Source organism: Actinosynnema sp. NPDC059335 (assembly GCF_042752395.1).
In the GTDB taxonomy this organism is placed as follows: domain Bacteria; phylum Actinomycetota; class Actinomycetes; order Mycobacteriales; family Pseudonocardiaceae; genus Actinosynnema.
In genome coordinates this window covers 1-23079 of the sequence record NZ_JBHYXZ010000109.1, presented here as the reverse complement: position 1 = coordinate 23079, position 23079 = coordinate 1, and the positions used below count along the sequence as shown (strand labels likewise).

Below are 23079 nucleotides of genomic sequence, written 5' to 3'. Positions count from 1 at the left end.
TGGGCGGATGGATGGTTACCGCTCCGGGTTCGCGTGCTTCGTCGGCCGCCCCAACGCAGGCAAGTCGACGCTGACCAACGCGCTCGTCGGGACCAAGGTCGCGATCACGTCGAGCAAGCCGCAGACCACCCGTCACACCATCCGGGGCATCGTGCACCGCGAGGACGGCCAGCTCGTCCTCGTGGACACCCCCGGCCTGCACCGCCCGCGCACGCTGCTCGGCCAGCGCCTCAACGACCTGGTGCGGGAGACGTGGTCCGAGGTGGACGTGGTCGGCTTCTGCGTGCCCGCGGACCAGAAGGTCGGCCCCGGCGACCGGTTCATCGCCGCGGAGCTGGAGAAGATCGCGAAGCGCACGCCGGTGGTCGGCATCGTCACCAAGACCGACCTGGTGGGCCAGCAGCAGGTCGCCGAGCAGCTGCTCGCGTTGCAGCAGGTGATGGACTTCGCCGACTTCATCCCGGTGTCCGCGGTGGACGGCTACCAGGTCGACACCCTCGCCGACCTGCTGCTGGGCAAGCTCCCCGAGGGCCCGCCGCTGTACCCGGACGGCGAGCTGACCGACGAGCCGGAGCTGACCCTGGTGGCCGAGCTGATCCGGGAGGCCGCGCTGGAGGGCGTGCGCGACGAGCTGCCGCACTCGATCGCCGTCGTGGTGGAGGAGATGCTGCCCCGCGAGGGCCGCGACGACCTGGTGGACATCCACGCGAACGTGTTCGTCGAGCGGCCGAGCCAGAAGGCGATCATCCTGGGCCACCGCGGCGAACGCCTCAAGCAGGTCGGCATCACCTCCCGCAGGCACATCGAGAAGCTGCTGGGCACGCGGGTCTACCTCGACCTGCACATCAAGATCGCCAAGGACTGGCAGCGCGACCCGAAGCAGTTGCGCAGACTGGGGTTCTAGGTGGCGAACCTCTACCGGGACACCGGGGTGGTCCTGCGGGTGCAGAAGCTGGGCGAGGCGGACCGGATCATCACGCTGCTCACCCAGCGGCACGGCAAGGTGCGCGCGGTGGCCAAGGGCGTGCGCCGCACGTCGTCCCGGTTCGGCGCGCGGCTGGAGCCGTTCGGGCACGTGGACGTGCAGTTCTACCCGGGCCGGTCGCTGGACGTGATCACCCAGGTGGAGACGCTGGACGCGTTCGGCGTGGTGCTGGTGGACGACTACCAGCGCTACACGGCGGGGTGCGCGGTGCTGGAGACCGCCGACCGGCTCACGCCCGAGGAAGGCGACCCGGTGCTGCGGCTGTACCTGCTGGTCACGGGCGCGTTGCGGGCGTTGGCCGCGCAGGAGCGGGACGCCTCGCTCATCCTCGACGCGTTCCTGATGCGGGCCATGGCGTTCGCGGGCTGGGCGCCGGCCGTGGACGAGTGCGCCCGCTGCGGCGACCCCGGCCCGCACCGGGCGTTCAACGTGCACGCGGGCGGCATGGTGTGCCCGCGGTGCCGGCCGCCGGGCAGCGCCACGCCGTCCAGCGACACCCTGAGCCTGCTCGCGGCGCTGCTGCACGGCCGGTGGGACGTGGTGGACGGCATCCCCGCGGTCGCCCGCCGGGACGCGAGCGGCCTGGTCGCCGCCCACCTGCAGTGGCACCTGGAGCGGCAGTTGCGGTCGCTGCCGCTGGTCGAGCGCAAGGCGCAGCCCGCCGACGGATAGAGTCGCCTGCCGCACCGAACACACCCCTGAGAGGACAGCCATGCTCCGCCGACGGCGGGTTGAGCGCGTCCAGCGCGTTCCCCGACCCCCGGAACCGCACCCGTCCGGCGCCACGCCCCCGGTGCTGCCCGCCGACCTCGTGCCGAAGCACATCGCGATCGTGATGGACGGCAACGGCCGGTGGGCCAACCAGCGGGGCCTGTCGCGCATCGAGGGGCACAAGCGCGGCGAGGCCGTCGTGGTCGAGGCGGCCAAGGGCGCGATCGAGATGGGCGTGAAGTGGCTGTCGCTGTACGCGTTCTCCACCGAGAACTGGCGGCGCAGCCCCGAGGAGGTCCGCTTCCTCATGGGCTTCAGCCGTGACGTGATCCACCACCGCACCGACGAGCTGGACGAGCTCGGCGTGCGGGTGCGGTGGGCGGGCCGCAGGCCGAGGCTGTGGCGCAGCGTCATCAAGGAGCTGGAGGTCGCCGAGGAGCGCACGAAGGACAACGACGTGCTGAACCTGGCGATGTGCATCAACTACGGCGGGCGGGCCGAGGTCGGCGACGCGGCGCGGGAGATCGCCCGGCTGGTCGCGGCGGGCAAGCTGAACCCGGAGAAGGTGGACGAGCGCACCGTCGCCAAGTACATGTACCAGCCCGAGATGCCGGACGTGGACCTGTTCATCCGCCCGTCCGGGGAGCAGCGCACGTCGAACTTCCTGCTGTGGCAGTCGGCGTACGCGGAGCTGGTGTTCCAGGACATCCTGTGGCCGGATTTCGACCGGCTGCACCTGTGGCGCGCGTGCGAGGCGTACGCCATGCGCGACCGGCGCTTCGGCGGCGCCGTCGACAAGCCCGACGTGGAGGATCCGGAGTGACCGACCAGGACGCCAAGGTGACCGCGGAGCTGCTGACCGCGGCCCGCGAGGCGTTGGAGATGTTCCACGAGGTGCACGTCGACGACGACGGCGCGCTGAGCTTCCGGCACGCGGACGTGCCGTGCGCGGTGCAGGCGATGCGGTTGGCCGAGGGGCTGACCGTGCTCAGCCTGACCTGCGTGGTGGCGTGGGACCTGCCCGACGACCGGAACCTCGCCGTGTCCGCCGCGGAACGCGCCGGTCAGGGCCTGTTCGGCACGCTCGGCGTGGTGCACACCGAGCGCGGGATGGACGTGACGTTGCGCTACGCGTTCCCGGCCGAGGGGCTCAAGCCGGAACCGCTGAGCACGCTGCTGATGTTGGTCGTGTCCACCGCCTCGCAGCTGCGCAACGAGCTGCTGGCCGGAACCGGGGGTGCCTGATGGCCGGTGTGATCGTGTACGAGCCCGACGACGAGACCGACGTGGAGGGCCTGCCGTGGGCCGTCACGTTCGAGGCGTCGGCGGGGGAGGAGTGGGCGTCGTTCGTGTGCGGGCCCTACGACCGTGACGACGCGGTGAAGCTGGCCGAGGAGGTGCTGGCCGCGAGCCGCGGCGTGACCGCCGTGGTCGAGCCGCTGCTGCCGGTGACGGAGGCGGCGGACGTGCTGGCGACCATCGCCGAGCTGCGGGAAGAGGACGGGTCGGCGGAGTAGCCGACGGCCGGCAGAGCCGCGGAGGCCCGGAATTGTCGGACCCCGCCGGCAGAATGAAAGCAGGGGTCCCCTGGGCGAGGACCCCTGCGCAGCTTGCGAGGATCCGTGCGTAGCTTGCGGACCCTGCGCGGCTTGCGATGAACCGGGTGAACATGCGCGTGCCCGCGCTCAGGGGCCGCGGAAGCGGTGGACGACCACGCCGAAACCCGCGTCCGGGCCGGACAGCCACCGCCGCTCGAACCCGCGTTCCTCGAACCACGCGCAGATCGACGGCACCAGGTCCGGCTCGCCGCGGTGCCGGGCGCCCGAGGTCAGCAGCGGCAGCGGCCGTCGAGGTCGAGGGCCATGCCGCAGCCGTCGCAGTAGCGGTGTCCCGGCTGCTCCGGGACCCGGGCCGGCGCGACCGGCCGGCCGGGTCGCTGAGCGCGTCGGACCGGTCCGATCTCGCGGCGCAGGGCGGTCAGGTCGGACTTCGTCACGCCGACGCACCCCTGCTCCGCGATGGCCTCCAGCCACTCGTTGTTGCTCGCACCGGGGTGCGCGGCCAGCCACCGGAGCGCGACGTCGTGCCACGCCGGCCGCGCCCGGGCCCGGTGTCGGCGGCTGACCGCGTCGCGCCGGGTTCCGGGCGAGGGCTTGACCGGCTGGGACGCCCCACGCTGCGACCCGGTGGACCGGGGCCCGTCGGCGCGGGCCTTCCCGGCGGCGCCCGCCTTGGCGCCTGCGGGCGGCACGGATCGGGCCCGCACACCCTTGGGCAGCCCGTCGCGGATCCGCTGGATCAGCTTCGTGCTGCCACCCCGGTGTCCCGCTTCGCGCAGCGCGCGCAGGCACTCGCGGTTGCTGCGCCGCGGGTTGCGCGTCAGCCACCTGCGTGCGACGACCTCCCACGGACCGCCCCGGTCCGCCGCGGGCAGGGAACCGCCGCCGACCGGTGCGGGGCGCGCCGCCCGCTGCGACCCGCCCCTGCTCTTGGGCTCCCGAGCGGGCACGGCGTCGCCGGGCAGGTACGGGTCCGGCACGTCGTCGTCGGGGCTGTAGCCCGGCGTCATCTCGTGCCGGTGCGCGTAGTTCAGGAACCAGTCGTCGCTCATCCTCACCGCCTGACGTCGATGTCCCCTGTCATCGCGGAGCGGGGCGCGGGCGTTGCGGCGGCCGCCGGACGGTCACCCGTCCGGACGCGGGTGTCCGACGGGGCGGCCACTCGGAAGCGGGTCGGAAACGCCCCGGAGGTCGGTGAGCGGAGCGCCGGTGTTCTGGCATCATTTCGAAAGTGACAATCACTGGCGAGATCCGGGGCTCCCGCCGGCGACGACCGCCGACGCGGTGGAAGATCACGTCGCTCGAAGTGCTCTGCGTGCTGCTCGTGCTGGCGCTGGTGCTCCAGGACTGGCTGGTCGGCGTGCTGGACGTGCCGGTGCTGCGCACGGCGTCCACGGTGTTCGTCGCGGTGTGCGTGCAGGCGCTGCCGTTCCTCGTCCTCGGTGTGCTGATCAGCGGCGCGATCGCGGCGTTCATCCCGGCGAGCGCGTTGCGCCGGGCGTTGCCGCGCCGGACCGGGCTGGCCGTGCCCGTCGCCGGGGTCGCCGGGGTGGCGCTGCCCGGCTGCGAGTGCGCGTCCGTGCCCGTCTCGCGCCGGCTGATGCAGCAGGGCGTGGCGCCGGCCGTGGCGTTGACGTTCCTGCTCGCCGCGCCCGCCGTGAACCCGATCGTGCTCGTGTCCACGGCCGTGGCGTTCCCCAACGCGCCGGGGATGGTGCCCGCCCGGTTCGCCGGCGCGCTGCTCACCGCGGTGGTCATGGGCTGGCTGTGGACCCGGTTCGGCAAGGCCGAGTGGATCGCCGAACGGGCGCTGAGCCGCCTGCCCGACCACGACGGCACGTCCCGGTGGGCGGTGTTCGCCGAGACCGCGCGGCACGACCTGGTGGACGCGGGCGGGTTCCTGGTGCTCGGCGGCGTGTTCGCGGCGGCGTTCAACGTGCTCGTGCCGCAGGCGTGGCTGGAGACGCTGGGCGGCCAGGTCGTGCTGGCCGTGGTGGTGCTGTCGCTGCTGGCCGTGGTGCTGGCGCTGTGCAGCGAGGCCGACGCGTTCGTCGCCGCCTCCATGTCGGCGCTGCCGCTGCTGCCCCGGCTGGTGTTCCTGGTGGTCGGCCCGGCGGTCGACGTCAAGCTCGTCGCGCTGCAGGCGGGCGCGTTCGGCAAGTCCTTCGCGGCGCGGTTCGCCCCCGCCACGTTCGTGGTGGCGATCGCGTCGGCCCTGGCGGCGGGAGCGGTGTTCCTGTGAGGTGTGCGGACCGATGAGGCGAGAGACCCAGAACATCCTGCTGGTGCTGCTCGGCGGCGCGCTGCTGAAGCTCGCGCTGACCGGCACCTACCTGCGGTACGTCAAGGAGTCGCTCCAGCCGTGGCTGGTGGCGACCGGCGCGGTCATGGTGGTGCTGGCGGTGGTGTCGATCGTGCGCGACATCCGGGCGAGCCAGGCCGACCCGGACGGGACCGCGCCCGACGCCGCCGTCCACGCCGGTCACGAGCACGGCACGTCACGCAGCCCGTGGATGCTGCTGCTGCCCGTGCTCGCGGTGTTCCTGATCAGCCCGCCCGCCCTGGGCGCGGACACCGTCAACCGGTCCGACCGCAACGCCGCCCAGGAGGCCAAGGCGTCCAGCGGGTTCGCGCCGCTGCCGTCCGACGAGGTGGTCCCGCTCACCATCGGCGAGTTCGTCACCCGCACGGCCTGGGACGACTCCGGCTCGCTGGACGACCGCACGGTCCGGCTCACCGGGTTCGTGGTGCGCAAGGACGGGGACGTGTTCATCGCCCGGCTGACCATCTCGTGCTGCGCCGCGGACGCCTCGCCGGTCAAGGCCAGGATGGTCGGCCAGGACTTCGGCGCGCTGCCCACCGACCAGTGGGTCGAGGCCACCGGCCGGGTCGTGCCCGGCTCGGCGACCAAGGAGAACGCGTTCGTGCCGACGTTCACCGTGGCGCGGGTGGTGCCGATCGCCACGCCCGAGGACACCTACGAGGGCTGAGTCCTCGCGCAGCACTCGCGGCACGTGCCGAAGATCTCGACGGTGTGGCTGACCTCGACGAACCCGTTCTCCGCCGCGACCCGGTCGGCCCACTTCTCCACCGCGGGCCCCTCGACCTCGACCGTGCGGCCGCAGCTCCGGCACACCAGGTGGTGATGGTGGTGCTGGGAGCAGCGGCGGTAGATCGCCTCGCCGGAGTCGGTGCGCAGCACGTCCACCTCGCCCGCGTCGGCCAGCGACTGCAGCGTGCGGTAGACCGTGGTCAGGCCGATGCCCTCGCCCCGCTTGCGCAGCTCCTCGTGCAGCTCCTGGGCCGAGCGGAACTCGCCGAGCGAGTCGAGCAGCTTCGACACGGCGGTCCGCTGCTTGGTCGACCGCAGCCCGGGGACCGCGGTGGTCGGGCGCTCGCCAGTGGTCACATCTCCTCCGTCCGGGGCGTGCGGTCGGTCCGGTCGACGTCGGGGGGTCCCTCGTCCACGTGGGCGACCGCGTCCACCACGATGTGCGCGAGGTGCTCGTCCACGAGCCGGTAGACGACCTCGCGGCCGTGCCGCTCGCCGTGCACCACGCCGGCGGCCTTGAGGACCCTCAGGTGCTGGCTGATCAACGGCTGGGCCACGCCCAGCGCCTCGACCAGCTCGTGCACGCAGCGGTCCGCCTCCCGCAACTGCAGCACGATGGCGATCCGCACCGGCGCGGCGAGCGCGCGCAGCAGCTCACCGGCCGCGGCGAGGGTGTCGGCGGGCTTCGGCGGCGCCGGTGGTGGTACGCGGCGTTCCGGTGAGTGCACGTGGTCCCCCCGCACTCCGACCGTCACGACGCCTCCCGGTGGTATGGATTTTCACCACCGATACTACGGCGCTAGAGCACCGACACGGCGATGAGCACCAGGACGCCGAGGACGAGCAGTCTCAACACGCGCGCGCCGGGCGTGAGCAGGGGCCACGTGGTCGCCAGCAGCACCGCCACCCCCGCCGCCAGCACGCCCAGCAGCAGCGCGCCCACCGCGCCGCCCAGCCACACGCCCAGCCCGAACAGCGCCAGGACCACCAGGAACGCCGCCGGCGCGGGCACCCGCGAGAGCGGTCCGGCACCGGGGATCAGGGTCCGCTTCGAGTTACCAGCCACCGTGGCATCCTTGCACCGTGCTGCTCGTGTGCCGCTTCACCGTGGCGGAATCCGGCGTCGAGGCGTTCACCGGGCGCGTCGACCGGGCGTTGTCCCTGCTCACCGCCCAGCCCGGGTGCCGGCGCGCGCAGTTGTCGCGGTCCACGGACGAGGCCGACCGGTTCGTGCTGACCGTCGAGTTCGACTCGGTGGTGGCCTACCGGCGGGCGCTGTCGCCGTTCGAGGTGCGCGAGCACGTCATCCCCCTGCTGTCCGAGGCGAGCACCGACGAGCCGGCCGCCTACGAGCCGCTGCTGGTCGCCGCCGACGGCGAGGTCCGGCGCGAGGTGAGCCTGCTGGCGCACGACGCCGGCACCGTCCGCCTGGGCGAGGCCGCCGGCCCGGCCACCCCGCGCTGAGCGTTCCCGCGCTCCGCACGCCGACCGTCCGGGGGGATCCGCGACCGGCGGTCCGGGCGCGTGCGACCGGTCGCCCGGAGGTGGTCCGGCGACGGGGACTAGGCTGACAAGCCCCATTCCCGTCCCGTTCCGCATCTCCCGATGGAGCGTCCGTGGCAGCCGATCGCATCGAGACCGTCGTCAGCCTGTGCAAGCGTCGCGGGTTCGTCTACCCGTGCGGCGAGATCTACGGCGGCACCAGGTCGGCCTGGGACTACGGTCCGCTCGGCGTCGAGCTGAAGGACAACATCAAGCGCCAGTGGTGGAACTTCATGGTCCGCGGCCGCGAGGACGTCGTCGGCCTGGACTCGTCGGTGATCCTGCCGCGCGAGGTGTGGGTGGCGTCCGGGCACGTCGAGGCGTTCGTCGACCCGCTGATCGAGTGCAACTCCTGCCACAAGCGGTTCCGGCAGGACACGCTGGTCGAGGAGTACGCCGAGCGCACCGGCAAGCAGGTCGCCGAGGGCGACGTCTCCGACGTGCCGTGCCCGAACTGCGGCACCCGCGGCCGGTACACCGAGCCGAAGATGTTCAACGGCCTGCTCAAGACCCACCTCGGCCCGGTCGAGACCGACGAGGGCCTGCACTACCTGCGCCCGGAGACCGCGCAGGGCATCTTCACGAACTTCCTCAACGTGCAGACCACGTCCCGGCGCAAGCCGCCGTTCGGCATCGGCCAGATCGGCAAGAGCTTCCGCAACGAGATCACGCCGGGCAACTTCATCTTCCGCACGCGCGAGTTCGAGCAGATGGAGATGGAGTTCTTCGTCGAGCCGGGCACCGACGAGGAATGGCACCAGTACTGGATCGACGAGCGCACCCGCTGGTACACCGAGCTGGGCATCTCGAAGGAGAACCTGCGGCACTACGAGCACCCCAAGGAAAAGCTGTCGCACTACTCCAAGCGGACCGTCGACATCGAGTACCGCTTCCAGTTCGGCGGCCAGGAGTGGGGTGAGCTGGAAGGCATCGCCAACCGCACCGACTTCGACCTGAACACCCACTCGAACCACTCCGGCGTGGACCTGTCGTACTTCGACCAGGCCACGAACTCGCGCTACCGGCCGTTCGTGATCGAGCCCGCCGCCGGCGTCGGCCGGCCGATGATGGCGTTCCTGCTGGAGGCGTACACCGAGGACGAGGCCCCGAACGCCAAGGGCGGCGTGGACAAGCGCGTCGTGCTCCGCCTGGACCGCCGGCTGGCCCCGGTCAAGGCCGCCGTGCTGCCGCTGTCGCGCAACGCCGAGCTGTCGCCGAAGGCGAAGGACCTGGCCAACGCGCTGCGCAAGCACTGGAACATCGAGTTCGACGACGCCGGCGCCATCGGCCGCCGCTACCGGCGGCAGGACGAGATCGGCACGCCGTTCTGCGTCACGGTCGACTTCGACACGCTGACCGACCACGCGGTGACCGTGCGCGAGCGCGACACCATGACGCAGGAACGCGTCTCGATGGACCAGCTGGAGGGCTACCTCGCCGCACGCCTGATCGGCGCGTGACCGCCGCCGGACGGGGCCCACGTACGGCGGCTCGCCGGGCGTAGTCGCGCTGCACGGGGCCGGAGGGCTGCCGAAGGGGTGCCGCGGGCCTAGGCGTTGGCGCGGTGTTCGGACGGGCTCACGCCGCGTTCCCTCTTGAACGCCGTGCTCAGCGCGAAGCCCGTGCTGTAGCCGACCCGGCGGGCCACGGCGTCCAGGGTCGCGGACGGCTCGCGGAGCAGGTCCGCGGCCAGCGTGAGCCGCCAGCCGGTCAGGTAGGCCATCGGCGGCTCGCCCACCAGGTCGGTGAACCTCCTGGCCAGCGCCGCCCGCGACACGCCCACCGCCCCGGCCAGCGAGGCCACCGTCCAGGGTCGCGCGGGGTCGGCGTGCAGCAGTCGCAAGGCCCGCCCGACCACGGGGTCGGCGTGGGCGGAGTACCACCTCGGCGTGCGCGCCTCCGGGCGGCAGAACCACGCCCGCAGCACGGAGATCAGCAGCAGGTCCAGCATGCGGTCCAGCACCGCCTCCTGACCCGGCTGGTCGCGGGCGGTCTCGGCGGCCAGCAGCGGCACCAGCGGCAGGTCCGCGGAGGGCGCCACGAGGAACGGCGGCAGCACCGACAGCAGCCGCCGGCTCACCTCGCCGTCCAGCTGGTAGGTGCCGCTGAGCAGCACGACCTCGCCGTCCGGGCGCGTGCCCCACGTGCGCACGCCCAGGCCCCACTGCTCGCACAGCGCCGACCCGTCCGGCGTGGTGGTGATCCCGCCGGGGTGGACGACCGCCTGCACCGGCGTGGCGGGGTCGTCGGCGAGCGTGTACGGATCGGGCCCGCGCAGCACCGCCACGTCACCGGTCCGCAGCGGCACGGGCCGGTCGTCGTGCGGCAGCAGCCGGCCCTCGCCGCGCACCACCGCCACCACGGTCAGCGGCGCGCGGTCCTCGACGCGCAGCGACCACGGCGGGTCCAGCACGGTGCGCACGAGGAACGCGCCGCGGGCGCGCGGTCCGTCCAGCAGCCCGGCGAGAGCGTCCACGGGCGCAAGGGTAAGACGCGCGCGTATGCGGTCGAGGGTTTCGGCGATGGGAAGCCGAGGGCCGGTCGGTTTGACTGGGCGGCATGGTCCCCACGGTGACGATCGTCGCGGCCCTCGGCTGCGGGATGATGGCCGGAGTGTTCTTCGCGTTCTCCGCGATGGTCATGCCCGGCCTGCGGCGAGCCGAGCCCGCGGTCGGTGTCGCGGCCATGCGGGCGGTCAACCTCGCCGTGGTCAACCCCGCGTTCCTCGGCGTCTTCCTCGGCACGGCGGTCGTCGGCGTGGTGGCGGCGTTCGAGGGCGGCCCGTGGGCGTGGGCCGGCGCGGCCCTGTACGTCCTGGGCGGGATCGTGCTGACGATCGGGTTCCACATCCCGCGCAACGACCGGCTGGCACGGCGGGGCGCCGCCGAGGACTGGGCCCGCTACCTGCGCGAGTGGGTGCCCGCGAACCACGTCCGGGCCCTGTGCTCGCTCGCGGCCGCCGCGTCGTTCACGCTCGCGGCGCTCGACTAGCGCCGCCGCACTCCAAGCTCGGCCCGAAGGTGGTCACGGTGCGTGAACAGACTCCCGGTGAATGACCTGCGTCACGAACCATCGAGTGAATATCGCGCGAAATGCGCGCCGAAGGCCCCACATTAACCCTCACGTCACCCTGCTCCGTGAGACTTCATCACGGGCACGGTTCATCGGGGGGTGTCATGACGCGTGTCGTGGTCGTCGCGATCGTCGTGGCGCTCGTCGCCGTGCTGGCCCCTTCACCGCTGGGCCACGCCAAGCCCGCGCGCCCGGTCCCGGGTCACGCGGTGGCCGCGGGGACCGAGGAGGAACCCGGCCGGGAGTGCCGCGGCGGCCCGGAGCCGCGCCACGCGGTGAAGCGCCCGCAACCGCCCCGACCTGCGGCGGGACGGTCCCGCGCCGTGCCCGTCGACCGGCGCCTCGACGTGACCACCGGCACGGACCCGCCCGTGGACCGGGGACGACGCGAACACCTCCGCTCGTGGTCCACGCCGTCGGCCCTCCAGGTGTTCCGGAACTGATCGGCACCCCACCGCCAGTCGATCGCACCGTTCGAACACCGACGAGTGGGGAAATCCGATGCAATTCCAACCGCGGGCCGCCCGTGCCCGTGCATATTCGCCCCGCGTGTCCCGGGAAATGGGACGCGGGCACACCGACCGCCGAACGCCTTCCTCCCGCGCGGGGTCACGCGCCGTGCACGGCCGGCCCGAGCTGCCGGGGGCCGACCGGTGAGCACCCGGACCGAACGCCCCGCCCCGACCCGGGTGCGCCCGACCCTCTGGCCCGACGTCGGCGCGTCGCTGGTGGTGTTCCTGGTGGCGCTCCCGCTGTGCGTGGGCATCGCCGTCGCCTCCGGCGTCCCGGCGGAACTCGGCATCGTCACCGGCGTGGTGGGCGGCCTCGTGGTCGGCCTGCTGCCGGGCAGCACCATGCAGGTCAGCGGACCGGCGGCGGGCCTGACCGTGCTGGTCGCGGACACCGTCGCGGCGCACGGCGTGCGCGCCCTCGGCCTCATCGTGCTGGGCGCGGGCCTGCTCCAGGTGGCGATGGGCCTGCTGCGGCTGGGCCGCTGGTTCCGCGCCATCTCGCCCGCCGTGGTGCAGGGCATGCTCGCCGGCATCGGCCTGGTGCTCGTGCTGGGCCAGCTCTACCCGTTCGCCGGGCAGGACCAGCCCGCGACGACCGGCGCGAAGATCACCGGCCTGGTCGACCTCGCCCGCGACGCCGTGACGACCTCCGTGGGCCTGAGCGGCCTGGCGGTGGGTGTGCTGACGCTGGTCGTGGCGTCGCTGTGGAAGCGCACGCCGTGGCGCGCCGTGCCGGGGATGCTGGTGGCCGTCGTGGTCGCCTCCGCGGCGGCCGCCGTGCTGCCGCTGCCGCGCATCTCGGTCGGCTCGCTGACCGACGTCGTGACCCTGGTCGACTTCTCCCTGCTGGACGCCGGTGTGCTGGGCGCGATGCTGACGTTCGCCCTCGTGGCGTCGGCGGAGAGCCTGTTCAGCGCGGCGGCCGTGGACCGCATGCACGACGGGCCGCGGACGCGGTACAACCGGGAACTCGTCGCGCAGGGCGTCGGCAACGCGGTGTGCGGCGTGCTCGGCGCGCTGCCGATGACCGCCGTGATCGTGCGCAGCGCGACCAACGTGGACGCCGGGGCCCGCACCCGCCTGTCCCGCGTGCTGCACGGGCTGTGGCTGCTGGTGTTCGTGGTGCTGCTGCCGGGCGTGCTGTCGTACGTGCCGCTCGCCGTCCTCGCCGCGCTGCTGGTGCAGGCGGGGTGGAAGCTGCTGGCGCCCCGGCAGGTCGTGGAGATGGCCCGCGCGCACCGGGCGGAAGCCGTCGTGCTGGTCCTCACTGCGGGCCTGATCGTGCTGACCGACCTGCTCACCGGCACCCTCGCCGGCCTGCTGGCGGCGGTGGTCAAGACGGCCTGGGAGATGTCCCGCCTGACCGTCACGGTGACCGCGCACGGCGAGGACCACCACCACGTGGCGGTGCGCGGCAACGCGACGTTCCTCAAGCTGCCCGGCCTGCTGGAGACGCTGGAGGCGGTGCCGGACGGCCGGCCCGTCCGGGTCGACCTGACCGGCGTCCGCCACCTCGACCAGGCGTGCGGCCAGGCGATCGACCACTGGGCCGCGGGGCGCGACGGCGTGGAGGTGATCCGCCCGGCCGCGGACTGAGCCGGCGGGGGCCCGGCGCGACCGCCCTCGCGCCGGGCCGCCCCTACTTCGCGCGCTTGGCGTGGTTGGCGTGCTTGCGCGCCGCGAAGCCGTGCGCCTCGACCAGCAGGGGCCGCACGGCGTCGAGGGTCGCCCCGCTCGGCGACACCACGCAGACCCAGTGCTGCGACGCGTAAACGGGGTGCGGCATCAGCCGGTCCCGTTCCGCGTAGTCGAACCCGGTGTCGAACACGCCGTCGGCGTCGCGCCCGGTCGGCACGGGCCCGAACATCGCCGTGTAGGTCGCCTTGGTGAGCCCGATGTTGAGCCGGTACGCCCCCGGCTCGCCCAACCGGGACACCCGCTCGTAGTGGTCGCCGGTCACGATCGTCGCGTACGGCATCTGGCGTTCCGGCGGCAGGTCGCCGTCGGGGTCGTAGAGGAAGAACACGTCGCCGTGCGCCTCCATGGCGCGCGTGCCGGGGAAGGTCGAGGTGATGTGGTCCGTCAATTCTTCGGCGTTCACCCCTTCAACCGTATCTTTGAAGTCCTTTATGAGACTTCCCCGCGAAGACGGCCTGGAAAGGCTCGCAGAACCTTCAACCCGGGGTGTCAGGCGGCCGGGGTGAGGCCCGCGATCAGCGCGTCGGTCACGGCGGTCAGCCGGTCCTTCGCGGCCTGTTCCGCGACGCCCGTCTGGACCGACAGCGCGGCGATGGCGTAGCGGTCGCCGACGACGCCGGAGGTGTGCAGGTAGAGGTCGGCCGGCAGGTACCACATCCAGCCCTGCTTGGCGTACCCGCCGACGCCCGGCGCGAGCAGGCCGTACGCCTGGTCGAAGCCGTCGGCGGCGGTGGGGGAGGCGGCGGACAGGGCGTCCACGATGACGTCGCGCTGCGCGTCCGGCAGCCGGGTCGCGATGTAGCGGTACAGCCTGGCCACGTCGCCCGCCGACATCTCGACGTCGCCCCACTGGGACGCGTCGGCGGGGGCGCGGGTGGCGGTCAGGCCGGCCTGGGCGGCCACCCGGTCGATCGCGCCCATGCCGTCGTGCAGCGTCCACAACGCGTTCATGGCGTCGTCGTCGCTCAGGCTCAGCGCGCGGGCCAGCCGGTCCAGGTCGGCGGCCGGCACCTCGCCCGACGTGAGCAGGTCCACCGCGACCACCAGCTTGCTCAACGACGCCGAGCGGAACGGGGTGTCGGCGTCGTGGCCGGCCGCGGCCCCGGTCCGCAGGTCCACCACGGCCAGCCCGAGGTCGGCGTCACCCGCCGCCGCGACCGCCCGCGCCACCGCCGCCGAGAGGTCCGGGGCGGGTTCCTCGACGGTGCGTGGCGCGGCCGGGTGCGGGGTTTCCGCGGAGGTGGTCGCCGGCGCGGCGCCCGAAGGACCCGCCAGCGCGCCGTGGTCGGGGTGGCGCGGGTACGCGAGCGCGACGACGCCCACGACCAGCGCGACCACGACCAACCACCAGCGTTTCCCCACCCCTCAACGGTCCGTTCACAACCGCCTGACGTCGAGGGGTTCCTCCTGTGCGGTTCCTGAAGATTCGTCACGTCGCACGACGTACGCGCCGCCGCCGGGCCGTTCGGACACCGCTTCCACGAGTTCCGTGCCGTGGTAGACGAGCCCCGCGCCGTCGTCGGTGCAGTGCGTCACCGGCAGCTCGCCGGACGCCACCGCGGCCTGGATCGTGGGCCGCCGGGCCGCCTCGCTGTCGTAGTGCACGCCGTTGCCGTACGGCAGGAACCCCAGGCCGTTCCCGATCACGCGCAGCTCCGGGCCGAACGAGTCGGTCGAGCCGCCCACGAACCAGCAGATCGACCCCGCCGACACGCCACCGAGCACCACGCCGTCCTGCCACGCGGCGCGCAGCGCGGGCCCCAGGTCGTGCACCGCCCACACGGCCAGCAGGTTCGCCACGGACCCGCCGCCCACCCACACCACGTCGTGCTCGCCCAGGAAACCGCGGAGGTCGGTCGTCGGCGGCATGGTGAACAGGTTCAGGTGCGACACCTCCCAGCCCGCCACCCGACCGGCCTCGGAGATGTCGGCGTTGAACCACCGCTGGTCGCCCGCCGCCGTGCCGACGTGGCACAGCCGCGGCTTGCGGCCGTGCGCGCCGGACAGGTCCACGGCGTGGTGCACGAGTCGGTGGAACTCGAGGTTGGTCCGCCGCCCGGCGCGGAAACCGCCCGAGGTGGCCACGATCGTCGGCTGGTCTGCTGCCATGCCCGCGATCCTGGCAGCCCGGGACGCGTGTGGGATCATCCGGGGCGTGACGTTCCTGCCGAGACTCCGCAGGTTGCTGGCACGCGTCGTCCTCGGCGGCCTCGCGATCGGGCTCCTCGTGGTCGGCGGCACGGCGTTCCGGGTGTGGCAGGTCGCCCGCGAGGACGACCGCACCCACGCCGACATGGCCGTGGTCCTCGGCGCGGCCCAGTTCAACGGCGTGCCCTCCGACGTGCTGGAGGCCCGGCTGGAGCACGCCCGCCGGCTGTACGAGCAGGGCGTGGTCCGCTACATCGCCACCACCGGCGGCCGGCAGCCCGGCGACAACTTCACCGAGGGTCAGGCCGGGCGGATCTGGCTGGAGGAGCGGAACGTGCCCGCCGACCGGATCCTGGAGGTCGGCGAGGGCACCGACACGCTGGGCAGCATCCGGGCGCTCGCCGCCGCCGCCCGCGAGAAGTCCCTCACCACCGCCGTGATCGTCAGCGACCCGTGGCACTCGCTGCGGGCGCGCACGATGGCCGAGGACGAGGGCCTGTCCGCGTGGACGTCCCCGACCCGCAGCGGGCCGAACGTGCAGACCCGGGAGACCCAGCTGTTCTACATCCGCCGCGAGACCGGCGCGTTGCTCTACTACCACCTGATGAAGGCGCCGGCGGGCGCGTTCGACGGCATCCTGCTGTAGCCCCTTACGCTGAGCGGATGAGCCAGGGCTACACCGCGCACGACACCGCGCGGCTGCTCCCCGAGCTGCCCAAGACGGCGGTGCTGCCCGGAGCGCGCGCCGAGCGCCGCTCGCCGTTCTCCCGCGACCGCGCCCGCGTGCTGCACTCGGCGGCGCTGCGCCGGCTCGCGGGCAAGACCCAGGTCGTCGGACCGAACGAGGGCGCGGAGGTCACCGGTGTGCCGCGCACCCGGCTCACCCACTCGCTGGAGGTCGCCCAGATCGGCCGCGGCATCGGCGAGGAGCTGGGCTGCGACCCGGACCTGGTCGACACCGCCGGGCTGGCCCACGACATCGGGCACCCGCCGTTCGGGCACAACGGGGAACGCGCGCTCGACGAGTTGGCCGGGCCGTGCGGCGGCTTCGAGGGCAACGCCCAGACCCTGCGCATCCTGACCCGGCTCGAACCCAAGACCGCGGTGGGCCTCAACCTGACCCGGGCGTGCCTCGACGCGGCCACCAAGTACCCGTGGACCCGCCGCCCCGGCACGGCCAAGTTCGGGGCCTACGACGACGACGTGCCCGTGTTCAACTGGGTCCGCGAGGGCGCGCCGGACCACCGGCGGTGCCTGGAGGCGCAGGTCATGGACTGGGCCGACGACGTCGCCTACTCCGTGCACGACGTGGAGGACGGCGTGCTCGCGCACCGGATCAGCCTGTCCGCGCTCGGCGACCCGGCCGAGCGCGCGGCCATCGCGGGCCTGGCCGCCAAGCACTTCTCCGACGAGCCGACGTCCGCGCTCGAAGCCACCGCCACCGACCTGCTCGGCCTGCCCGTGATCGCCGAGCTGGCCCGGTACGACGGGTCGCTGGGCGCCCAGGTGGCGTTGAAGCGGCTCACCAGCGAACTGGTCGGGAGGTTCGCCTCCGCCGCCGTCGGCGCGACCCGCGAGGCGTACGGCGACGGCCCGCTGAGCCGGTACCGGGCCGACCTGGTCGTGCCGCCCCGCGTCGCGGCCGAGGTCGCGCTGCTCAAGGCGGTCGCCGTGCGGTACGTCATGAGCGACCCGGCGCGGCTGGCCGCGCAGGCCCGGCAGCGCGAACTGGTCGCCGAGCTGGTCCACCTCCTGCTGATGCGCGCCCCGGACACCCTCGACCCCGCGTTCCACCCGGCGTGGGCCGCCGCCGGCACCGACGCCGAACGGCTGCGGGTCGTCGTGGACCAGGTCGCCTCGCTCACCGACGCCCAGGCCGTCGCGTGGCGCAGGTCCCTGGCGAACGTCGCCCCCGAACCCCTGTGACCGGTGGCACACTCGAGGTCATGGCCGATGAGTCCAGGAGACCGCCAGGCCGTCCGTGGCCGTGGCGCAGACCGACCCGCGATCCGGTGCACGTCGGTGGGGAGTTCCCGTACGACGGGTGGGACGACGAACCCGACGACGGCTCCGCCGGGGTGCGCGAACCCCGCCACCCCCAGCCGCTCGGACCCGTGAGCGGCGCGGGGGAACGTCCGATCCCGGACGACCCCATAGCGGTCAAGGAGACCCTGTGCCTGATCGAACGCACCTGACGTTCGCCCTCACCCTCCACGACGCCGTCGCGCCCGACCGCGCCCGCAACGCGTGCTGGTCGCCGTACTCGGTGGCGAGCGCGCTCGGCGTGGCCGCGCAGGGCGCGCGCGGCGCCACGGAGGCGGAGCTGGTCGCGCTGCTCGGCGCGGACCACGCCAAGGTCCTCAAGGGCGCGGTCGTCGGCGACGACGCCGAGTTCGCCGTGGCCAACACGCTGTGGTCGTGGGAGGCGCTGCCGATCGACGAGGGCTTCCTCACCGACCTCGCCGGCTGGCCGGGCGCGAAGGCCCGACCGGCCCCGTTCGCCGAGGACCCCGAAGGCGCGCGCAAGCTCATCAACGCCGACGTGGCCGAGACGACCCACCAGCTGATCCCCGAGCTGCTCGCCCCCGGCACGATCACCTCCGACACGGTCGCGACCCTGGTCAACGCGCTGTACCTGAAGGCGGCGTGGGCCGAGGAGTTCCCCGGGCACGACACCGCCGACCGGCCGTTCCGCGGCGCGGGCGAGGTCGCGACCATGCGCCGCGAGGGCTCGATGCGCTACGCCCGCCGGGCCGGGTGGGAGGCCGTGGCCGTGCCGGCGCGCGGCGGCGTCGAGGCGGTCGTGCTGCTGCCGGAGGGCGACCTCGGCGGCACCGAGGGCGTGCCCGAGGTGCTGGACGCGTTGGAGCGCGAGCGGATCGAGCTGTTCCTGCCCAGGCTGAAGCTGTCCGTGCAGACGTCGCTGGTGGAGGCCCTGCAACGGGTCGGCGTGCGGACCCTGTTCACCGACGGGGCCGACCTCACCGGCCTGAGCCCCGACCCGCGCCTGTACGTGGACGACGTGGTGCACCAGGCCGTGCTGCGGCTGGACGAGCAGGGCTTCGAGGGCGCGGCGGCGACCGCGCTGGTGATGCGGCTCACCTCGTTCATGCCGGTGGAGCCCGCGCGGACGGTCCGCGTCGACCGTCCCTACCTGCTGCTCGTCCGGCACGTCGACACGGGCGCGATCTTCTTCTTCGCCCAGGTCGTCACGCCGTAGCCGTCACGTCGGCGCGCCCCTCCTCGTCCACCGGGTGAAGACCCGAGAACGAGGAGGGGACATGCCCAGGATCCCGGTCGTCACGACCAGGCAGGCCAACCCGCTGGTGCGCCTGGCCTACCGGTTCGCCAAGCGCCGGTTCGGCGCCGTGCCGGAGCCCTTCACGGTGGCCGCGCACCACCGGAAGCTGTTCATGGCCAGTGCGCGGCACGAGATGGCGGTGGAGAAGGGCGCCCGGACGCTCCCCGTGTCGCTGCGGGAGCTGGTGGTCTACCTGACCGCGGTGAAGCTCGGCTGCTCGTGGTGCGTCGACTTCGGCACCATGCTGATCAAGCACGAGGGGCTGGACATCGACCGGCTCAAGGAGATCCACGACTACCGGACGTCCGACAAGTACACGGAGCTGGAGAAGCTGGCCCTGGCCTACGCCGACGCGATGACCGAGACGCCGACCGCGGTGACCGACGAGCAGGTCGCCGAACTGGACCGGCGGCTGGGGCACGAGGGGCTGGTCGAGCTGACCTACCTGATCGCGCTGGAGAACCAGCGGGGCCGCTTCAACTCCGCGTTCGGCATCACGGACCAGGGCTTCACGTCGGGCGACGCCTGCCGGATCCCCATGCCGTGACCGCACGGCGCGCCGGCGCCGCGCTCCGGGGTCCCCCTACTCGGTGGCCTTGGGGTGGGCGCCGGCGTGCTGCACCCACACCGTGTGCTTCTCCACGTCCAGCAGGTACCAGATGCGGTCGCCCCCGGTGACTTCGATCTGCCACCGGGGCAGGACCCGTCCGTCGTGCGTGCCGTGGGCCAGGCTGCCCTTGAGCTGGTGGTGCCGGCCGGTGGGCTTGTCCGGACCGGGACCGGGGTCGGTGCGCATGACCTCCCAGGCCTTGCGCAGGTTCCCCGAGGCGCGGGTTTCCAGGTCCTGCCACCCCCCGACCGCGGCGGTGGTGGAGAAGCGGATGCGCCATTCCGCGCCGACGGTCGGCGGGGCGACCGGGTCGCCCTTCTTCGGGCTCACGCGGTGGCTGCCCCCGGTTCGGGGACGTCACCGAGGTCCCCTCCGTCCTGCCGGAGGGTCGCGAGGAGCCTGGGATCGGCGTGGACCTCGGCGGTGTGCTGCCAGGCGCTGATGAGCCGCGCGACCGGGGCCGGCGTGCCCAGGGAGTCGGCGGCCTCCAGGGTCTGGACGAGTTCGACGGCGAACGCCTGCATGTCCTCGCGCGGCAGGAACCGGACCCACGGGAACGCGGTGGGCATCACGTCGGTCACCAGGTTCCGGACGCCCTCGCTGTGCTGCATCAGCGCCACGAAGAGGGCCGTCGTCGCCGAAACGACCTCGCGCACCTCGCGGGCTCGGCCGGCGGTGGTGAGCACCAGGTCCTCCTCGTCACCGCGGCGGTGGACGAGCAGCGTCCGGCTCGGCGACTCCTGGAGCTTGCGGACGGAGTCGGCCGGCTTGTTCGACAGGTCGCTGAAGTTGATCTCGAAAGCGGCGGCGGACACACTTGCAAACTACCTTGAAACTCGGGTTCGCGCCACGCCGGCGTGCGGAGAGCGCATGCCGGCGGGGCACCCGCGCGGAGTGCCGGCCGTGCTCAGGCCGGGTCGGGGAACCGGACGTGGGTCAGCTTGTCCGGGTTCGACATGTCGTACACGCCGGCCACCTTGCCGTCCCGCACCACGATCGCCTCGACCCGCGGCGTCAGCTCGCCCTGGGCGGCGAACACCAGCCCCAGGTCGCCGTTGACCAGCGCGGACCGGCCCTCGACATCGCCGTAGCGGCGCATGAGGCCGAGGATGAGGCGCGCCACCTTGTCCGCGCCGCTGACCACCTGGACCGCGGTCCTGGCCTTGCCGCCGCCGTCGCCGACCATCACCACGTCGGGGTGCAGCAGACCGACCACGGCGTCGAGGTCGCCCGACGCCACGGCCGCGAGGAACCGCTCCAGCACCTCGCGCTGCTCGTCCAGCGCCACCCGCGGCGGGGGCTCGGCCTCGGCCAGGGCACGCCGGCCCCGGGACGCGTGCTGGCGCGCGGTGGCGACCGGGCAGCCCAGCACCCCGGCGATCTCCGCGAACGGCACGTCGAACGCGTCGTGCAGCACGAACGCCACCCGCTGCTCGGGCGTGAGGCGGTCCAGCACGACCAGCGCCGCCATCCGCACGCCGTCGTCGCGCACCACCGCGTCCAGCGGGTCGTCCTCGCCCGTGGTCAGCAGCGGCTCGGGCAGCCACTGGCCCACGTAGCGCTCCCGCCGCGCGGTCGCCGACCGCAGCCGGTCCAGGCAGATCCGGCCCACCACGGTCGTCAGCCAGCCGCGCAGGTCACGGATGCCGGCCCGGCCCTGCTCGCTCAACCCGGACAGCCGCAGCCACGCCTCCTGCACCGCGTCCTCGGCGTCCGCGACGCTCCCGGTGAGCCGGTACGCCACGCCCACCAGGTGCGAGCGGTGGCCGGTGAAGGCGGAGGCCAGGGTCTGCTCGGCGGCGGTCACGGGCCCCAGTCTGCCAGCACTAGACTCGCTCGACGTGGCAGGACGCATCCGGGAGAGCGACATCGCGTTGGTGCGTGACCGGAGCCGGATCGACGACGTCGTGGGCGACCACGTCTCGCTGCGCCGGGCCGGTGGCGGCGCGCTGAAGGGCCTGTGCCCGTTCCACGACGAGAAGTCGCCCTCGTTCAACGTCCGCCCCTCGCACGGCACCTTCCACTGCTTCGGCTGCGGCGAGGGCGGCGACGTCATCGCGTTCGTGATGAAGATCGAGCACCTCGGGTTCGTGGAGGCCGTCGAGCGGCTGGCCGACCGGGCGGGCATCCAGCTCACCTACGAGGGCGGCGGCGCGACGATCCAGCGCGACCGCGGCACCCGCAGCCGGCTCATCGAGGCCCACCGGGCCGCCGCCGAGTTCTACGCCGAGCAGTTGGCCACGCCCGAGGCGTTGGCCGCGCGCGAGTTCCTGGCGCAACGCGGGTTCGACGAGGCCGCCGCCCGGCAGTTCGGCTGCGGGTTCGCGCCCGGCGGCTGGGACCGGCTCACCAAGCACCTGCTCGGGCGCGGGTTCGAGCTGACCGAGCTGATCAAGGCCCAGCTCACCAAGGAGGGCAGGCAGGGCCCGATCGACCGGTTCCACCGCAGGCTGCTGTGGCCGATCCGGGACCTCGGCGGCGACGTGGTCGGGTTCGGCGCGCGCCGGATCTTCGACGACGACCCGATCCAGGCCAAGTACCTCAACACCAGCGAGAGCCCGATCTACAAGAAGTCCCAGGTGCTCTTCGGGCTGGACCTCGCCAAGCGGGAGATCGCCAAGCGCCGGCAGGCCGTCGTGGTCGAGGGCTACACCGACGTCATGGCCATGCACCTGGCGGGCGTGCCCACGGCCGTCGCGTCCTGCGGCACGGCGTTCGGCGCGGACCACATGAACGTGCTGCGCCGGCTCCTGATCGACGACTCGCTCAACGGCGAGGTGATCTTCACCTTCGACGGCGACGCGGCGGGCCAGAAGGCGGCGCTGAAGGCGTTCGAGGGCGAGCAGGCGTTCTCCGCGCAGACCTACATCGCCATCGCGCCGGACGGCATGGACCCGTGCGAGCTGCGGCAGGCCAAGGGCGACGTGGCCGTGCGCGACCTGGTGGCCCGCCGCACGCCGCTGTTCGAGTTCGCCATCAGGACGCGGCTCAAGGACTACGACCTGGACTCGGTGGACGGCCGCGTCGAGGCGTTGAAGACCATGGTGCCGTTCGTGGCCCAGATCAAGGACCGGGCCAAGCGGGACGGGTACGCCACCCGGCTCGCCTGGTGGGTCGGCTGGGAGGACGAGGCGGCGGTGGTGCGCCGCGTGCGCGAGACCGCGACCGGGCGCGCGGCCCCGCCGTCCCGCCGTGCCGCGCCGGCGGACCCGAACCAGGGCGCGCTCGCGGTGGACGTGGACGGCCCGCCGCGCCCCGACCCGCGCGACCCGGCGCTGTGGGCGCAGCGGGAGGCGTTGAAGGCGGCGCTGCAACTCCCCGAGATGGCCGGGCCGTACTACGACTCGCTGCCCGACGAGGCGTTCACGCACCCCGCGTACCTGGCGCTGCACCAGGCGATCCGGGAGGCGGGCGGGGTGTCGTCGGGGCTGGCGGGGCCCGCGTTCCTGGACGCCGTGTCGCAGGCGTGCCGGCAGCAGGCCGTGCGGTCGGTGCTGACCGAGCTGGCCGTGGAGCCGCTGCGGGTCAAGGCCGAGGACGAGTACCGGTACGTGCAGAGCGTGCTGGCCCGGTTGCAGCAGATCCTGGTGGCCGGGCAGATCACCGAGATCAAGTCTCGGCTGCGGCGGGTGTCGCCGATCGAGGAGCCGGACGAGTACCGGGCCCTGTTCGGCGACCTCATCGCGCTGGAGGACTACCACAAGGCGTTGGGCCAACAAGCGGTGGGCGGGCTGTGATGGGGCTGTTCCGGAGGTTGTTCGGCTCGGGCGCGCCCGAGGGGTTCACCGGGTCGCTGGAGGCCGACGAGCACGTGCTGGCTGGGTGGGGGGGTGGGGGGGGGCGGGGGCGGGTGGGCGGGGGGACGAGGGTGCGTGGGGGCGGAGCCCCA

Annotated in this window: 29 protein-coding genes; 18 read left to right on the top strand and 11 right to left on the bottom strand. The window is 73.4% G+C overall.

Annotation, left to right across the window (positions count from 1 at the left end; all coding sequences use genetic code 11):
- Window positions 1–7 precede the first annotated feature (7 nt).
- From era to ACFXGA_RS28215, 5 genes are read left to right on the top strand one after another with little or no spacing between them, the layout of a single operon-like run.
- Window positions 8–904, top strand: coding sequence for a GTPase Era (gene era / locus ACFXGA_RS28235; RefSeq protein ID WP_378092941.1), 897 nt, complete (start codon window positions 8–10; stop codon window positions 902–904).
- Complete coding sequence (gene recO / locus ACFXGA_RS28230; RefSeq protein WP_378092939.1) at window positions 905–1657, top strand: DNA repair protein RecO; 753 nt, start codon at window positions 905–907, stop codon at window positions 1655–1657.
- A gap of 40 nt (window positions 1658–1697) precedes the next feature.
- Window positions 1698–2519, top strand: coding sequence for an isoprenyl transferase (locus ACFXGA_RS28225; RefSeq protein WP_378092937.1), 822 nt, complete (start codon window positions 1698–1700; stop codon window positions 2517–2519).
- A gap of 59 nt (window positions 2520–2578) precedes the next feature.
- Complete coding sequence (locus ACFXGA_RS28220) at window positions 2579–2941, top strand: hypothetical protein (RefSeq protein WP_378092955.1); 363 nt, start codon at window positions 2579–2581, stop codon at window positions 2939–2941.
- Window positions 2941–3213, top strand: a complete 273-nt coding sequence (locus ACFXGA_RS28215; protein ID WP_378092935.1) for a hypothetical protein — start codon at window positions 2941–2943, stop codon at window positions 3211–3213. The genes ACFXGA_RS28220 and ACFXGA_RS28215 overlap by 1 nt, the downstream gene beginning before the upstream one ends.
- Window positions 3214–3524: 311 nt before the next feature.
- Here the strand turns inward: ACFXGA_RS28215 and ACFXGA_RS28210 are convergent, their stop codons facing one another.
- Window positions 3525–4307, bottom strand: a complete 783-nt coding sequence (locus ACFXGA_RS28210; RefSeq protein WP_378092933.1) for a hypothetical protein — start codon at window positions 4305–4307, stop codon at window positions 3525–3527.
- A gap of 179 nt (window positions 4308–4486) precedes the next feature.
- Between ACFXGA_RS28210 and ACFXGA_RS28205 the strand changes: the two genes are divergently transcribed.
- Both ACFXGA_RS28205 and ACFXGA_RS28200 read left to right on the top strand, forming a co-directional pair.
- Complete coding sequence (locus ACFXGA_RS28205; RefSeq protein WP_378092932.1) at window positions 4487–5497, top strand: permease; 1011 nt, start codon at window positions 4487–4489, stop codon at window positions 5495–5497.
- A 13-nt stretch (window positions 5498–5510) separates the two neighbouring features.
- Window positions 5511–6245, top strand: a complete 735-nt coding sequence (locus ACFXGA_RS28200; protein ID WP_378092930.1) for a TIGR03943 family putative permease subunit — start codon at window positions 5511–5513, stop codon at window positions 6243–6245.
- Here the strand turns inward: ACFXGA_RS28200 and ACFXGA_RS28195 are convergent.
- Genes ACFXGA_RS28195 through ACFXGA_RS28185 form a run of 3 tightly spaced genes read right to left on the bottom strand, consistent with a single transcriptional unit; the run spans window position 6233 to window position 7373 of the window.
- Window positions 6233–6664, bottom strand: a complete 432-nt coding sequence (locus ACFXGA_RS28195) for a Fur family transcriptional regulator (RefSeq protein WP_378092928.1) — start codon at window positions 6662–6664, stop codon at window positions 6233–6235. The genes ACFXGA_RS28200 and ACFXGA_RS28195 overlap by 13 nt on opposite strands.
- A complete protein-coding gene (locus ACFXGA_RS28190) occupies window positions 6661–7062 on the bottom strand; it encodes an ArsR/SmtB family transcription factor (protein ID WP_378092926.1) in 402 nt (133 codons plus the stop codon). The genes ACFXGA_RS28195 and ACFXGA_RS28190 overlap by 4 nt, the downstream gene beginning before the upstream one ends.
- A 44-nt stretch (window positions 7063–7106) precedes the next feature.
- Entirely contained in the window at window positions 7107–7373 is a 267-nt protein-coding gene (locus ACFXGA_RS28185) for a DUF6703 family protein (RefSeq protein WP_378092924.1), read from the bottom strand.
- A gap of 17 nt (window positions 7374–7390) precedes the next feature.
- Between ACFXGA_RS28185 and ACFXGA_RS28180 the strand changes: the two genes are divergently transcribed.
- On the top strand, window positions 7391–7771 hold the full coding sequence (locus ACFXGA_RS28180; RefSeq protein WP_378092922.1) for an antibiotic biosynthesis monooxygenase family protein: 381 nt from the start codon (window positions 7391–7393) through the stop codon (window positions 7769–7771).
- Window positions 7772–7923: 152 nt separating this feature from the next.
- Entirely contained in the window at window positions 7924–9309 is a 1386-nt protein-coding gene (locus ACFXGA_RS28175) for a glycine--tRNA ligase (protein ID WP_378092921.1), read from the top strand.
- A gap of 89 nt (window positions 9310–9398) precedes the next feature.
- On the opposite strand, the gene ACFXGA_RS28170 is transcribed toward ACFXGA_RS28175, so the two are convergent.
- Entirely contained in the window at window positions 9399–10325 is a 927-nt protein-coding gene (locus tag ACFXGA_RS28170) for an AraC family transcriptional regulator (protein WP_378092919.1), read from the bottom strand.
- A gap of 83 nt (window positions 10326–10408) precedes the next feature.
- On the opposite strand from ACFXGA_RS28170, the gene ACFXGA_RS28165 reads away from it, so the two are divergent.
- From ACFXGA_RS28165 to ACFXGA_RS28155, 3 genes are all read left to right on the top strand, one after another.
- A complete protein-coding gene (locus ACFXGA_RS28165; RefSeq protein WP_378092917.1) occupies window positions 10409–10840 on the top strand; it encodes a DUF1772 domain-containing protein in 432 nt (143 codons plus the stop codon).
- Window positions 10841–11025: 185 nt separating this feature from the next.
- Window positions 11026–11364: a hypothetical protein gene (locus ACFXGA_RS28160; RefSeq protein ID WP_378092915.1), complete on the top strand. Its 339-nt coding sequence runs from the start codon at window positions 11026–11028 to the stop codon at window positions 11362–11364.
- A gap of 210 nt (window positions 11365–11574) precedes the next feature.
- Complete coding sequence (locus tag ACFXGA_RS28155) at window positions 11575–13029, top strand: SulP family inorganic anion transporter (RefSeq protein ID WP_378092913.1); 1455 nt, start codon at window positions 11575–11577, stop codon at window positions 13027–13029.
- Between the two features lie 43 nt (window positions 13030–13072).
- Here the strand turns inward: ACFXGA_RS28155 and ACFXGA_RS28150 are convergent, their stop codons facing one another.
- From ACFXGA_RS28150 to ACFXGA_RS28140, 3 genes are all read right to left on the bottom strand, one after another.
- Window positions 13073–13534 (bottom strand): DUF6194 family protein, encoded by a 462-nt coding sequence (locus ACFXGA_RS28150; protein WP_378092911.1) that lies wholly within the window; start codon window positions 13532–13534, stop codon window positions 13073–13075.
- An 86-nt stretch (window positions 13535–13620) separates the two neighbouring features.
- Window positions 13621–14493, bottom strand: a complete 873-nt coding sequence (locus tag ACFXGA_RS28145; protein ID WP_378092909.1) for a hypothetical protein — start codon at window positions 14491–14493, stop codon at window positions 13621–13623.
- A 15-nt stretch (window positions 14494–14508) separates the two neighbouring features.
- Complete coding sequence (locus ACFXGA_RS28140; protein ID WP_378092907.1) at window positions 14509–15240, bottom strand: Type 1 glutamine amidotransferase-like domain-containing protein; 732 nt, start codon at window positions 15238–15240, stop codon at window positions 14509–14511.
- Window positions 15241–15286: 46 nt separating this feature from the next.
- On the opposite strand from ACFXGA_RS28140, the gene ACFXGA_RS28135 reads away from it, so the two are divergent.
- The 5 genes from ACFXGA_RS28135 (at window position 15287) to ACFXGA_RS28115 (ending at window position 19127) form a co-directional block, all read left to right on the top strand.
- The gene (locus tag ACFXGA_RS28135) at window positions 15287–15925 is read left to right on the top strand and encodes a YdcF family protein (RefSeq protein ID WP_378092905.1); all 639 of its coding nucleotides are present in this window, start codon (window positions 15287–15289) and stop codon (window positions 15923–15925) included.
- 17 nt (window positions 15926–15942) lie between these two features.
- Window positions 15943–17205 (top strand): deoxyguanosinetriphosphate triphosphohydrolase, encoded by a 1263-nt coding sequence (locus tag ACFXGA_RS28130; protein WP_378092902.1) that lies wholly within the window; start codon window positions 15943–15945, stop codon window positions 17203–17205.
- Between the two features lie 86 nt (window positions 17206–17291).
- The gene (locus ACFXGA_RS28125) at window positions 17292–17474 is read left to right on the top strand and encodes a hypothetical protein (protein ID WP_378092900.1); all 183 of its coding nucleotides are present in this window, start codon (window positions 17292–17294) and stop codon (window positions 17472–17474) included.
- Window positions 17453–18499 carry a serpin family protein gene (locus ACFXGA_RS28120; RefSeq protein WP_378092897.1) on the top strand — a complete coding sequence of 349 codons (1047 nt, stop codon included), beginning with the start codon at window positions 17453–17455 and terminating at the stop codon, window positions 18497–18499. Before ACFXGA_RS28125 ends, ACFXGA_RS28120 begins: the two co-directional genes overlap by 22 nt.
- A gap of 61 nt (window positions 18500–18560) precedes the next feature.
- A complete protein-coding gene (locus tag ACFXGA_RS28115) occupies window positions 18561–19127 on the top strand; it encodes a carboxymuconolactone decarboxylase family protein (protein ID WP_378092895.1) in 567 nt (188 codons plus the stop codon).
- A 36-nt stretch (window positions 19128–19163) separates the two neighbouring features.
- Here the strand turns inward: ACFXGA_RS28115 and ACFXGA_RS28110 are convergent, their stop codons facing one another.
- The 3 genes from ACFXGA_RS28110 to ACFXGA_RS28100 all read right to left on the bottom strand — a co-directional run bounded on the left by ACFXGA_RS28110 (window position 19164) and on the right by ACFXGA_RS28100 (window position 20997).
- On the bottom strand, window positions 19164–19520 hold the full coding sequence (locus ACFXGA_RS28110) for a hypothetical protein (protein WP_378092893.1): 357 nt from the start codon (window positions 19518–19520) through the stop codon (window positions 19164–19166).
- Entirely contained in the window at window positions 19517–20005 is a 489-nt protein-coding gene (locus ACFXGA_RS28105; RefSeq protein WP_378092891.1) for a hypothetical protein, read from the bottom strand. Before ACFXGA_RS28105 ends, ACFXGA_RS28110 begins: the two co-directional genes overlap by 4 nt.
- 92 nt (window positions 20006–20097) lie before the next feature.
- Window positions 20098–20997: a sigma-70 family RNA polymerase sigma factor gene (locus tag ACFXGA_RS28100; RefSeq protein ID WP_378092889.1), complete on the bottom strand. Its 900-nt coding sequence runs from the start codon at window positions 20995–20997 to the stop codon at window positions 20098–20100.
- A gap of 34 nt (window positions 20998–21031) precedes the next feature.
- Between ACFXGA_RS28100 and dnaG the strand changes: the two genes are divergently transcribed.
- Window positions 21032–22927: a DNA primase gene (gene dnaG, locus ACFXGA_RS28095; protein ID WP_378092887.1), complete on the top strand. Its 1896-nt coding sequence runs from the start codon at window positions 21032–21034 to the stop codon at window positions 22925–22927.
- The last annotated feature ends 152 nt before the right edge of the window (window positions 22928–23079 follow it).